Consider the following 12,476-nt stretch of genomic DNA (forward strand, 5'->3'; position numbering starts at 1 on the left):
ATGAATAGTCCTATATCACATAAAGAAGCTCTTAAGATTGATAGTTTTAAAGCCCAACAGATTATAAAGTTGTACGAAGACCAAATCAAACTAGATGTTTCTAGACATTTTAAGGGCATTGAGAATATAGATCTTTATGAATGTGCGCAAACGGGCTATAGATTTTATTATCCTTTTTCAACCATAGGCGATGCACAATTCTATAAGGACCTGGCACACGTGCGCAGCAATTATTATTCTACCAGGTGGGAACACAAACAGATAGCGGCTAGGATTGATAGGGAAGAATCTGTCCTAGAAATAGGCTCTGGATATGGAATCTTTTTAACTTTGCTTAAGGAGCGTGGTGTTCACGATGTGACAGGAATTGAATTAAGTGCCCACGCCGCTCAGCATTGTTCGGATAAAGGCTTGCCAGTTTTCCAGCAAACAGTGGAGCAAGTAGCAGGAAAAAATAAATTATACGATGTGGTCTGTGCTTTTCAAGTTCTTGAACACATCACAGACGTACATTCATTCTTGAGCGCATGTCTAGCAGTGCTCCACCCTGGTGGTAGATTGATTTTAGGGGTACCCAACAATAATCCATTTTTATTTAAAAATGACAAGTATCATACACTCAATTTGCCGCCACACCATGCCGGTTTATGGTCTGGTGATTCTTTGAAAGCTCTCAGTGATATTTTAGATATGACAGCAGTATCTTTGTCTTATGAACCATTGTCCTATTGTATGCAGGCTTATATATCAAGTCAGATTACCAATAGCCGCAATCCTTTAAGAAAATCAATCTTTATTTCAGGACAAAAAGTTCTAGGAAGACATTTCGGTAAACTCGTAAATAAAGTAGAAAAAGGTAGAAATGTACTTGCGGTATTTAAAAAAGTAGATCATGGATAACTTTACCAGAATACCTTTTAATGCTAGCAATCTAGATAGATATTATATACGCACCTCTATTGTAAAAGCCATAGAAGATCAACTATCTGTATTAAGTGGTAAATTATTAGACATAGGCTGTGGTAAAATGCCATATAAGAAGTTCATACTAGAGAAAAGCAACGTAATCCTGTACACAGGTCTTGATATAGAAGAGGCAATTACTTACGATGCGCAAGTTAAACCAGATTATATCTGGAATGGTATGAATATGCCCTTTGAAGATAATTCCTATGACTGTGCTTTAGGGACAGAAGTTTTAGAGCACTGTCCGTCACCTGAAATAATACTTAACGAGGTATGTAGAGTTCTTAAGCCAGGCGGTCTTTTTATGGGTACCGTGCCTTTTCTTTGGCCATTACACGAGGTGCCACATGATGAATATCGTTTCACGCCTTATGCGTTGGAAAGGCACTTGCATGCAGCAGGATTTACTGCAATTGAGATCTGTGCAACAGGCGGCTGGCATGCATCAATGGCACAAATGCTGGGTCTATGGACAAGAAGATCTGGGTTGTCGCTTAGATCACGAAAGGTGTTGAGTTATATAATCAAGCCCATTATGTCTAAACTCATAAAAATGGACGCAGGCACACCAGTTAGTTTTAAAGAAAGCCAGATGATTACAGGACTAAGTTTTACAGCCAAAAAATGATAAATGAAAAATTTAATATAGCCATTTTTTCACCGAATCAAAACCCGTATTCAGAAACCTTCATCCAGGCGCACAAAAATTATCTAGAAGGCAATATCTTCTATTACTACGGTACAGGTATCAATACCCAATTAGAAAACAGCGCAAGAGTTTTTGATAAAAAATCTAACTGGTTTTATAAGTCTTACAGTATAATAGCAAACAAACCTAAGCACTATCATCAAGCGGTCATATTATCACGCTCTTTGCGTCAACATAAAATTGATATTGCTTTGATTCAGTATGGAACTCATGCCGCCCACCTGCTTCCAGTATTTGAACGCTGCGGTATACCATTTGTAGTCCATTTTCATGGTTATGATGCGAGCATAAGAACCATTGTAAAGGGAAATAATAGTTATCAATCTGTATTTAAAAATGCAGCTTCAGTTCTTGTTGTCTCAAAGAAGATGGAGGAAATGGTGATGGATATGGGGTGCTCTGCTGATAAGCTAGTCCTTAATCATTACGGTGCTCAGCCTCTTTTTAATCAGATACAGTGTAAGTTTTCAAAGCCACAATTTATAGCCATAGGTAGGTTTGTAGATAAAAAAGCGCCCTATTACACCATTTTGGCCTTTTCCAAAATAGTGGATCTGTTCCCAGAAGCACGATTAATAATAGCAGGCAATGGTGTCCTATATAATACCTGTAGGAATCTTGTCAAACATCTAGAGCTTGAAGATAAAGTAAAACTTGCAGGTGTGATCACACCAGAAAAATTTCAAGAATATCTACAAGAGTCCATGGCTTTTGTGCAACATAGTGTTACAGCACTCAATGGAGATATGGAGGGAACACCACTTGCCGTGATAGAGGCTAGTACGGCCGGACTACCAGTTATTTCTACCTACCATGCAGGAATTCCGGATGTTATTCTTCATGGAAAAACGGGACTCTTGTGTGAAGAGCACGATGTAAATGAAATGGCAGCAAATATGGTTAAAGTATTAGCAGATAGAGAATATGCTATGCAATTAGGCAAGGCTGGCAAAAAGCATATGGCCTCAAATTACTCATTTGAGCGGCATATTAACAACCTAAAACAAGTACTTCATAAAGCGACAAATAAAACAGTTTCATAATGGATGAAGTGCTGGTAACCATAATTATACCGACTTATAACCGCGCTCACCTGATAGGGAAAACACTGGAGTCTGTCAAGGATCAGGCTTTCCAGTACTAGGAACGTATCTTGGTGGATGATGGAAGCTTTGATAGTACGGAGGAGATTTTTCTCAATTTTACGAGAGCAGATTTTCGATTATTCTATCACAAAAAACCAGAGGATCGCCCTAAGGGAGAAATAGTGATAGGTAATGATTTTTGGATAGGAGCCAATACTGTGATTCTGTCTGGAGTAATAATTGTTGATAGGGTTGTTGTCGAGGCTATGTCTTTAGTTGGGCATCACGTGCCACCTTCTGCTATAGTCAGTGGAAACTCAGTAAAAGTCATTGGGTACAGATTTGATAAGGAGATAAAAAATAAGATAAAATGATTCAGCAATTTTTAATTACCAGATTTGATCTTAACTCTAAAGATTGGAAGTTAGATAAAAATTACAAACAAATTGATAAAACAGAATGGCTAGTTATAAGAATACAACTTTTTAAAAAGTACTGTTTGCCTAGTGTACTCAATCAAAAAGAAAAGAGTTTCATTTGGATCATTTACTTTCAGGTTGGTTATGAATACCTGACTGAAAACCTTGTACAAGAATTGAGTAAATACAGTTTTATTAAACCTATATATAAGCACGATTATGAAGATTTTGTTGCAACTAGTCCTAATGACATTTTAAAATTTATATCTCCTGAAACTAAAAATATTATAACCACTCGACTGGATAATGATGATATGATTTCACCTTCGTTTACAAGTCATGTAAGAAGAGTAACATCCAGATCGATTAAGAAACCGTTTATTCTAGATTTTCCATACGGGCTTTGCATGCAGGCAGATCCGGTGGTTTTTACCCGTTACAATCATAAGCTTAACCAATTCATAAGTTATATTGAACCACTTGATGCTGTTAACAAACCGAAAACTGTTTATGCCCAACAGCATAATCAATGGCACAATCACGCTGCTGTTCTTGAAGACCCTACTCCTAATTTATGGGTGCAGGTAGTTCATGAAAGAAATATCACTAATCAATTAGAGGGAGTTCTTTCCTATTCAACGGACATAAAAGGATATCCAGAACAAATTGTAGCACTACCTGCAACCTATAATTTGCTCATTTTTGCTATGAAATGTAAGGCTGCATTTCCCACTATACCTGGTCGTTATTTTTTAAAACGTTTAAAAAAATCCATCGGTTTTGGTTAAAAACTTAGTTTCTATCATCATTCCGGTATTTAATAGAGCTGGTGTTATTCCTGACACGATCAACTCCTTGATCAATCAGTCATATACACAGTGGGAGTGTATTGTTGTTGATGATGGATCTATTGATAGTACTGTGGAAGTTGTTTCCGCTTTCGCGAAAGCGGACAAAAGAATAAAATTGTTAGAAAGGCCGAGCCATGTGGGTAAAGGAGCAAACGCTTGTAGAAATTTAGGATTTTCAATTGCTAAAGGCTCCTATGTACAATGGCTCGACAGCGATGACGCACTTCATGAAGATAAGCTTAGGATACAAATGGAGGCAGCTCATTTAAATGATAAATTTACTTTATTTACAGCGGCATGGGGTTCTTTTGAAAGTACCGGAGAGTTAGCGGGCCTCGAGATCATAACGCGATTAGTGTATAATTCATTCCCTCATGTGGATGATTTTTTAGAAAGTATATCTTCCTCCTATGGGTTTCTTCCACCACATGTTTATTTGATGCATAAAGACCTTGTTCAGGAAGCTGGCGGCTGGAACGATAAATTGTCGATCAATCAAGATGGTGAATTTATGAGTAGAGTGTTTGTGAAATCAAGCCAGGTGGTCTATTGCGACGGCTCTATCGCTTATTACCGAAATAACACTGATGATCTACAAAGAACAAGTGTACTTAACTCTCATGGTAAAGCGGTAGATCTAATAAAAAGTTGGAAGATGATTGAAAAGGTTTTGAATATCAGATATAAAAAACAACTTAATTACGTTTTTACTGCAAAACAATTAGTTTATGACAGGATTAAGTCTGACTTCCCTGAATTAATCGCGGAAAATAAAGAATTTTTTGAAAGTACTGCATTCAAACAAAGGCACTGGTTGGGAAATTATTTTAGGAGATTGAAACAATTTATCAATGGATAAACAAAAAACAATCCTATTTAAATTAGGCCAGTTTCCACACCTTTCGGAAACCTTTATTATTTCTCAAATCAAACTTGCCATAGATGCTGGTTACAATGTTAAAATTTTAGTGAGACAGCTTATGGATGTATCTATATTAACTGATACCGTAGCGGTCACTAATTATGATATTCTTTCAAGAATCTTCATTGAAAACTATAATATTCCTAATAATAAGTTTAAAAGAGTAATTATAGCACTATGGAAAGCAGCGCTGGCTTTTATAGATTTGAATCTTCTCATAATGCATTGTAGATCTTTTAAATCATTTAGCCTTGCTCATATTTATCAATTTTCTTTCTATCAACAATTCACTGATATAGATATCATCCATGTGCAATTTGGAACTAACACAAGACCTGTAGATATTCTTAAGCAGATAGGTTTTTTAAAAGGTAAATTAGTTATCTCATTTCATGGGCATGATGCATTCTTTCCTATAAATGGTGTAATACCTATAGATAATTATTATGATTACGCTTTTGCTAATGCTGACTTTATCATCGCAAATACAAATTATCTGAAGAAGGCATTAATAAATATTGACTGCCCTGAAGAAAAAATCAAAGTGATCAATATACCTGTGGACCCTATTTTCTTTGAGACACCTATTCAAATGAGAAGCAATTCAAGAACTTTGCGAATTATCACAATTGGAAGACTTCACAAGATAAAAGGACATGCTCTATGTATAAAAGCTATGAAAGAGCTCAAAATGAAAGGTGTTGATGTGACTTTAACTATCGTAGGGGATGGTAAAGAAAAGGAGAGTCTACTGAGTTCAATCCAGACTGAAGAATTAATAAATCAAGTGTTTCTCCTAGGCAAAAAAAGTCAAAATCAAATTATTGATCTTTTAGATCAACATGATGTTTATATTACCACGTCAATTCCTGTTGAATATGGAAGGCGTGAAACACAAGGCATTGCAACTATTGAAGCACAAGCAAGAGGTCTTGTAGTTGTAGCTTTTGACTCTGGAGGTATCAAATATACTTTACAAGATAAAGTAAGTGGTTTTTTAGTAAAAGAAGGAGATGTGGATCAGTTAGTTGATAAGCTGATTTATTTATTTCAAAATAAAGACCAACGATTGAGGATGAGTAGCAATGCGATTAAGGTTGCTAAAGACAGATTTTCACAAGAAGTGATCCAGAAACAATGGATAAATATTTATGGAGGGCCTTAAACAATGAATGCAAACACTGGTAATTTAGTTTCTGTTGTAATTCCGTGTTATAATAATTATGACACCATTGAGTGCGCGATTGAATCAATTAAAGTTCAAACTTTTCCCAATATAGAAATTATCGTTGTTGATGATGGTTCTAATCAAGTGACAAAAAATGTACTTAAAAAATTGTCTTCTCATATAAATATTTTGATAGTACAAGAGAACCAAGGTCAGTCCACGGCACGCAATCGTGGTATTGAAAAATCCCAAGGAGAATTTATTGTTACACTAGATGCAGATGATTCCTTTGAACCTAGTTTTATTGAAAAAGCGGTTCGTATGGCACTTGATGACTCAACTGTTCAAATGGTTTCTTGCCACGCAAAGGTTATTTATGAAAACGCAAGTTTTATTTATAAACCTAAAGGAGGTACATTGCAAAATTTCCTATTTGAAAATGCCGCTTTGGGAAATCTTCTTTATCGTAAATCAAGCTGGTTTGAAATTGGTGGCTACGATGAGAGTATGAGAAAAGGCTGGGAAGATTGGGAATTTCATATAAGACTACTTAAGATAGGTGGTAGTTGCAAAATTTTACCCGAAACTCTATTTACCTATAACCGGTTGCAAACGAGCACGACAAATCTGGCTAATCAAAATAGATTACAGCTTACGAAGTACATTTTTTCTAAACATAAGGAGTTGTATAAAGAATATTTTGAGGAAACTGTAGATTATTTTCTTCAGAAAATAGATAATTTGGAGGGAAATAAGAATAAAGCTTTTCAATCGTTGGATTACAAATTAGGAAAGGTGCTGATGAGTCCTTTGCGATATATCAAAAGGAAAATCTATTGAGTTCCAAAGTCACAATTCTGCTAAGTACTTTTAATAGGGCTCAATTAATTGAGGAAACACTTGTGTCTATTCAAAATCAAACCTATCAAAATTTCGAATGTCTTATTACAGACGATAATTCAACGGATAGTACTGAAAAAGTGGTTAACGAATTTTGTATCAATGATTCGAGATTTACCTATCATCGCAAACCTAGATCATATCCAAATGGTCTTTCCGCAAACAGAAATTTTGGCCTTGATTTAGCCAAAGCGTTGGATGCTAAATACATTCAATTTTTTGACGATGATGATATAATGCATCCGAAAAAAATAGAAATGCAAATGATGTTTTTTAAACAAGATCCTCTTTTAGAAATTGTCGGGTGCAAATTTCAAGGCTTTATAGGAGATTTTGACCTTGACAAGCATGAATATGTTGGAGACATGAAAGTACAGTCTAATGATTTAGCTTGGGATTTTTTGAATTTAAATATTAGATTGAACTCGGGAGGCCCTATTTTTAAATTTAGCCTATTGAGTGAGTTTCGTTTCGATGAGCAATTATTGAATTTCGCTGAAGAAACTGAATACTATCTGAGAGTTTTTTTTATTAAAAAACCTAATTATGCGGCTTGCGATAATTTTTTATTTTTTTATAGACATCATCAAGATACGAATACATCAACTACCAAAAACTCTATTATTAAGCATGGTTCTCGTTTATATATTTTAGATAAATTGTATGAATTTATTGAAAACAACCAACTGTTTGAAAGTAGACTCTACGCTTTTTTCATTAAAGTTTATACTATAGATTCTTATAATAAGGAGATGTTACTTAAAATTAATAAATCTTTAATAACTACATCACATGAAAATCATATAAGCTTTGTTAAAATAAAAAAATTTCAATTTCTGATTTGGTTTCATAGATTTTATCGAAAAGTGTTTTTTAAAATATCTTTCTTATGCGAGAAGGGGTAAATCCACAAAAGAATAAAACGTGCATGAATAAGCGATTTTTTAATCGGATTATTATTCCTGTTTATATACCTGATGAGCCCGATCAATATCACGAGGAATCTGATAAAATTTTTGAAATTTGTTTGAATAGCCTTCGTAAAACTATAAATCTAGAAAAGACAGCGATTACAGTAATTAACAATGGTCGATCATCAAGAGTTAAAAGCATAGTCTTTAATAACCATGATATTATAGATAAGTACGTGGAATATACTTTCAACAAAGGTAAAGTTTATCCCATACTAAATGAAGCCAGATCATGTTATGAGCCCTATATTACAATTTGTGATGCGGATGTAGCTTTCTTTGAAGGTTGGGAAAATGCTGTTTTCGATATCTTTAAAAAGTTTAAAAAAGCTGGTGTAGTCGCTCCTCTTCCGTGTCAAGGATTAGCCCTAAATAATAATAGCACCTTGTTTTTTGACAATTATTTTTTAGGGAAAGTAAAGTACGGTAAAATTGTTAGTAAACTCGACAGTGAATTGTATATCAAAGGCTTAGGCAACTCCGCAGTCTACGAGAGAAATAATCGGGATTTTGATTGGATTCAGAAACAATATTTTTTAGAAAAGGATATTGTAGCTATTGTTGGATCAGGACATTTTGTGGCGACTTATAAGTCCAGTATATTTAAAGGAGATTATAGTTTCCCGAAAAAAGTATTTGAAAATGGATATGAGGATGAATTTATCGATAAGCTTGCCGACATAAACGGTTTTTATAGATTGTCAACACGTAAATCATATGCATTTCATATGGGTAATAAAGTAGATGACTACATTAATACGATAAAACAATCTCTAGATTCTTCTATTGAAATAAACGAATTTGAAATCGAATTCTCTACTTTCCAAAACACTAGAAATAAAACTTACTTTCTCAGAAACTTTGTTTTTAAGGGAATAAGGAAATTTTTCAATCTTTAAGATTTAATATTAATTATATGTTTATAACACAGAGATTGAAAGAGGTAATATATCGTAGATACGACATCACATTTTCGAGAACAGGAGATGATATACAACTTTTAAAACTTGTTAACTTTGCACAACCTGGTACATATGTAGATGTTGGATGTTGGCACCCTATAAAGGCATCAAATACTTATAGATTCTATGCTAGAGGTTGGAAGGGTATATGTATTGATGCGAACCCTTTAATCAAGACAACTTTTAATAAATACAGACCAAACGACAATTTTGTAAATTGCTTAATCGGTTCAGAGTCTTCTGTTGATATGGAGTATTTTTTGTTGGAGGAAGAATTTAGCTCAATGAATACCTTAGATTACCAATTTTTGTTGGATCATGGAATTCAGGATAAAATAAAGACAATCCTAAAGCTTCCAGTTTTATCTCTTAAATCAGTTCTTGATCAACACCTGACAACATCCGATAAGCTAGCATTTTTTGATGTAGACGTAGAGGGATACGATTTAGAGGTTTTAAAGTCCAATGACTGGCTAAAATATAGGCCAAAAGTTGTTATGGTAGAATCAAACCTTAACATTGAAGAAGATTTGAAAAGTGAAGTTTATAGTTTTATGAAAAGCGTTGGATATCGATATATTGCTAAATCAGTGGTAAATAGAAGTTTAGAAAACACGTTTTTTATAGATGATAATTAATTGAATTTATTTTTTAGTTAATCAGCGCATTTTAACTTCTTGATACCACTTAAATTTTATGTTTAAAAGAATCTTGATTCTTGCTGAGACTATAGACTCCAACTCAAGCAGTGCAGGAAAGGCAAACCATGCAATGATACAATCCTTACATGCTGCCGGTTTTAAAATTAAGATATATCACTTCTCCCACGATCAAATTTATATAGATCAAATCGAAGTAACTCTAATAAAAGAAATTAAAAGTGACCTTAACTATTGGCTAAGTCGTTCGCAGCGAGTATTACAACGACTTTCAAAAAGGAATTTTTCAAAACAGTTAGAGAACTTATTCGGCTTTTCCTTTACTTTCAAAAATGACGCGTTTAGCATGGCAAGAGCTCTTGAAAAGGAAAGTATAACTGACTTTGATTTGCTCTTAACTTTAAGCAAAGGGGCTAGTTATAGAACACACGCAGCTCTTCTTAAGCTACCTCAATGGCATAACAAGTGGCTTGCTTACATTCACGATCCATATCCATTTCATTGGTATCCTAACCCGTATAACTGGATCGAGGCTGGGTATAAGTTTAAAGAAGCTTTTTTCGTTCAAGTTATAAAAAAGGCCCAATATCTTGGCTATCCATCACAAAATCTCGCCACATGGATGAGTGCTTTTAATGATCAGTTCGCCCATAAAGCCGTGATTTTACCTCATCAGGCTGATGCAACCGATTTTGACATCAATAATTTACCAGAATTTTTTAATGTCCAAGATTTTAATGTTCTTCATGCTGGTAACCTAATGACCACGCGCGATCCACAGCCGCTCATACTGGCATGGAAAGAATTTATACTAGAAAACCCAAACGCTAAGAAAAATGCACGTCTCACGATCGTAGGCCACTCCCAGCATTTTAGAACTCAATTAGAACTTGCTGCGGCTCAAGATGAGTCAATCATTATACAGCCTTTTTATATGGATTATAAGGTGGTGCGTGCTATGGAATCTTTTGCTTCTGTAAATATAATTTTGGAAGCTGTTGCCAAAGAAAGTCCTTTCCTACCTGGTAAATTCCCGGGACTTGTGATAGCAAATGCACCTATACTGCACTTGGGACCATCTAACAGCGAAACAAGAAGGCTATTGGGAAAGAATTACCTCTATGCGGCCGAAGCCGATGATGTTCAATATATCAAAGAACTATTGAATAATTTATTTAACAAATGGCAGGCCTGTGATAAGGTTCTTTTGCTGGATCGCGCTGACCTAGATGAATATGTGTCGCCAATTTTTTTAAAGCAGCAGATTCAAAAGTTAAACTAGGATGAAAAAGATAAGCCTTCTCATTGCTACAAAAAACCGAAAGGAATCTCTGGCCTATACTTTGGAGAAGTGTTCATTTTTAGTTCAAGATCCAGAAGTTGAATGTATAATTTGTGATGACGGATCTAGTGATGGAACCTCCCAATTCTTGCAGCAGCATTATCCTCATATCACAATCTTAAGACATGAGACCAGTAATGGGATACATAGCTGTCGCAATAGCATGTTTGAAAAAGTGAGCACTCCATTTGCTATAACTGTAGATGATGATATTCATTTCTTGAAAAAGATTAAAATAGAAGAAATATTAGAATTCTTTCAAGACCATCAGGATGCGGCAGTAATGGCGTTTCGGATTTTTTGGGGTATTGAAGCTCCTCATATTATTGAACATCAGGATGTGATAGAACGCGTTCGATCATTCGGTGCAGGTGCTCACGCGATGAGAATGAGCGATTGGAAAAAAATACGTATGCTGCCTGAATGGTTTGAATTTTATGGAGAAGAAGATTTAATGGCGCTGGAGTTATTTAAACAAGAAAGGTATATTTATTACTACCCTGACATAGGAGTTCACCATCGTGTAGATCTTAAAACGCGCAAACTAGATAGACAGGACTATTATACCAGATTACGTAAAGGAATACGTTCTGGATGGTACTTGTATGCGATGTATTACCCAGTGAGAAAAGGCCTATTAAAAATCGCATATTCTCTATATTCCAAGCTGAAGAATTTTGTGTTTCATGGTGATCTAAAAATGGCTCAAACTCTATTTTACGTAATTAAAGATTTTACCCTTCATATTTTTTCGTATAAAAATGAATCTAGGTTAACATCTAAAGAATTAAAATTATACGAAAAGTTACCAGAGGCAAAAATCTATTGGTTACCCAAAGATCAAAATTCATGAAAACCCTAACCATCATCCCAGCACGAGGCGGTTCTAAACGACTGCCAGGAAAGAATCTCATGGAATTGGGAAGTCAAACGCTGCTGGAACATAGCATCGCTTTCGCGAAAGCGAACTCCTCCTACATGGATGCAATAGTTGTCTCTACTGATGATGAAGCCATAGCAAAAGTTGCCGAAAGTCATGGTGTTGCTGTGGTGATGCGACCAGCTGTGTTGGCTAGCGATACGAGCACTACGGTAGAAGCCTTGAAACACGTATTGGAGCAACCCGATTATCCAGAAGTGGAAACCCTTATTTTATTACAACCCACTAATCCGCTGAGACCATCGAGCCTATTGGAAGACGCAATGGAGACTTGGAACTCGCACCCTTTAGATACGCTATTCACTTGTAGCAGGATGACCCACAAATTTGGTTCTATTAAAAACAACCAATTTCATCCTGAAAATTATAGGTACGGTCAACGCTCTCAAGATCTAAAGCCCTTGTTTTATGAGAATGGGTTGTTATATATCTGTTCTGCCAAAAGTATTAAGAAGGGAATTATGATCGATGAAAACCATTATGCGATGGTAGTTGACCATGAATATGCCAGTATTGATATAGACAATCAGGCAGATCTTGATTATGCTCGTTATATTTGGCAACGAGATAATTCCTAGAGAG

15 protein-coding genes are annotated in these 12,476 nt (G+C 35.2%); all 15 read left to right on the top strand.

Annotation, left to right across the window (positions count from 1 at the left end):
- Nucleotides 1–900, top strand: coding sequence for a class I SAM-dependent methyltransferase (locus NMS_RS13480; RefSeq protein WP_052476846.1), 900 nt, complete (start codon nt 1–3; stop codon nt 898–900).
- Complete coding sequence (locus tag NMS_RS08275) at nt 893–1,594, top strand: class I SAM-dependent methyltransferase (protein WP_041496280.1); 702 nt, start codon at nt 893–895, stop codon at nt 1,592–1,594. The genes NMS_RS13480 and NMS_RS08275 overlap by 8 nt, the downstream gene beginning before the upstream one ends.
- Nucleotides 1,591–2,718, top strand: coding sequence for a glycosyltransferase (locus tag NMS_RS08280; protein ID WP_041496281.1), 1,128 nt, complete (start codon nt 1,591–1,593; stop codon nt 2,716–2,718). Before NMS_RS08275 ends, NMS_RS08280 begins: the two co-directional genes overlap by 4 nt.
- Complete coding sequence (locus NMS_RS14110) at nt 2,718–2,819, top strand: glycosyltransferase (protein ID WP_148311358.1); 102 nt, start codon at nt 2,718–2,720, stop codon at nt 2,817–2,819. Before NMS_RS08280 ends, NMS_RS14110 begins: the two co-directional genes overlap by 1 nt.
- 123 nt (nt 2,820–2,942) lie before the next feature.
- Entirely contained in the window at nt 2,943–3,134 is a 192-nt protein-coding gene (locus NMS_RS14115; RefSeq protein ID WP_394330693.1) for an LbetaH domain-containing protein, read from the top strand.
- Nucleotides 3,131–3,967: a glycosyltransferase gene (locus NMS_RS08290; RefSeq protein WP_041496282.1), complete on the top strand. Its 837-nt coding sequence runs from the start codon at nt 3,131–3,133 to the stop codon at nt 3,965–3,967. Before NMS_RS14115 ends, NMS_RS08290 begins: the two co-directional genes overlap by 4 nt.
- Nucleotides 3,960–4,889 (top strand): glycosyltransferase family 2 protein, encoded by a 930-nt coding sequence (locus NMS_RS13490; protein WP_052476851.1) that lies wholly within the window; start codon nt 3,960–3,962, stop codon nt 4,887–4,889. Before NMS_RS08290 ends, NMS_RS13490 begins: the two co-directional genes overlap by 8 nt.
- Nucleotides 4,882–6,117, top strand: a complete 1,236-nt coding sequence (locus NMS_RS08300) for a glycosyltransferase (RefSeq protein WP_041496283.1) — start codon at nt 4,882–4,884, stop codon at nt 6,115–6,117. Before NMS_RS13490 ends, NMS_RS08300 begins: the two co-directional genes overlap by 8 nt.
- Nucleotides 6,118–6,120: 3 nt before the next feature.
- Nucleotides 6,121–6,960: a glycosyltransferase family 2 protein gene (locus NMS_RS08305; protein ID WP_041496284.1), complete on the top strand. Its 840-nt coding sequence runs from the start codon at nt 6,121–6,123 to the stop codon at nt 6,958–6,960.
- Nucleotides 6,957–7,925 (top strand): glycosyltransferase family 2 protein, encoded by a 969-nt coding sequence (locus NMS_RS13495; RefSeq protein WP_052476854.1) that lies wholly within the window; start codon nt 6,957–6,959, stop codon nt 7,923–7,925. The genes NMS_RS08305 and NMS_RS13495 overlap by 4 nt, the downstream gene beginning before the upstream one ends.
- A 23-nt stretch (nt 7,926–7,948) precedes the next feature.
- Nucleotides 7,949–8,890, top strand: a complete 942-nt coding sequence (locus NMS_RS08315; RefSeq protein ID WP_148311359.1) for a glycosyltransferase family A protein — start codon at nt 7,949–7,951, stop codon at nt 8,888–8,890.
- Nucleotides 8,891–8,925: 35 nt separating this feature from the next.
- Complete coding sequence (locus tag NMS_RS08320; protein ID WP_158448986.1) at nt 8,926–9,591, top strand: FkbM family methyltransferase; 666 nt, start codon at nt 8,926–8,928, stop codon at nt 9,589–9,591.
- A gap of 58 nt (nt 9,592–9,649) precedes the next feature.
- Complete coding sequence (locus NMS_RS08325) at nt 9,650–10,894, top strand: glycosyltransferase family protein (RefSeq protein ID WP_041496286.1); 1,245 nt, start codon at nt 9,650–9,652, stop codon at nt 10,892–10,894.
- 1 nt (nt 10,895) lies between these two features.
- A complete protein-coding gene (locus tag NMS_RS08330) occupies nt 10,896–11,807 on the top strand; it encodes a glycosyltransferase family 2 protein (RefSeq protein ID WP_041496287.1) in 912 nt (303 codons plus the stop codon).
- On the top strand, nt 11,804–12,472 hold the full coding sequence (locus NMS_RS08335) for an acylneuraminate cytidylyltransferase family protein (RefSeq protein WP_041496288.1): 669 nt from the start codon (nt 11,804–11,806) through the stop codon (nt 12,470–12,472). The genes NMS_RS08330 and NMS_RS08335 overlap by 4 nt, the downstream gene beginning before the upstream one ends.
- Nucleotides 12,473–12,476 lie beyond the last annotated feature (4 nt).

This window comes from Nonlabens marinus S1-08 (assembly GCF_000831385.1).
GTDB lineage: Bacteria > Bacteroidota > Bacteroidia > Flavobacteriales > Flavobacteriaceae > Nonlabens > Nonlabens marinus.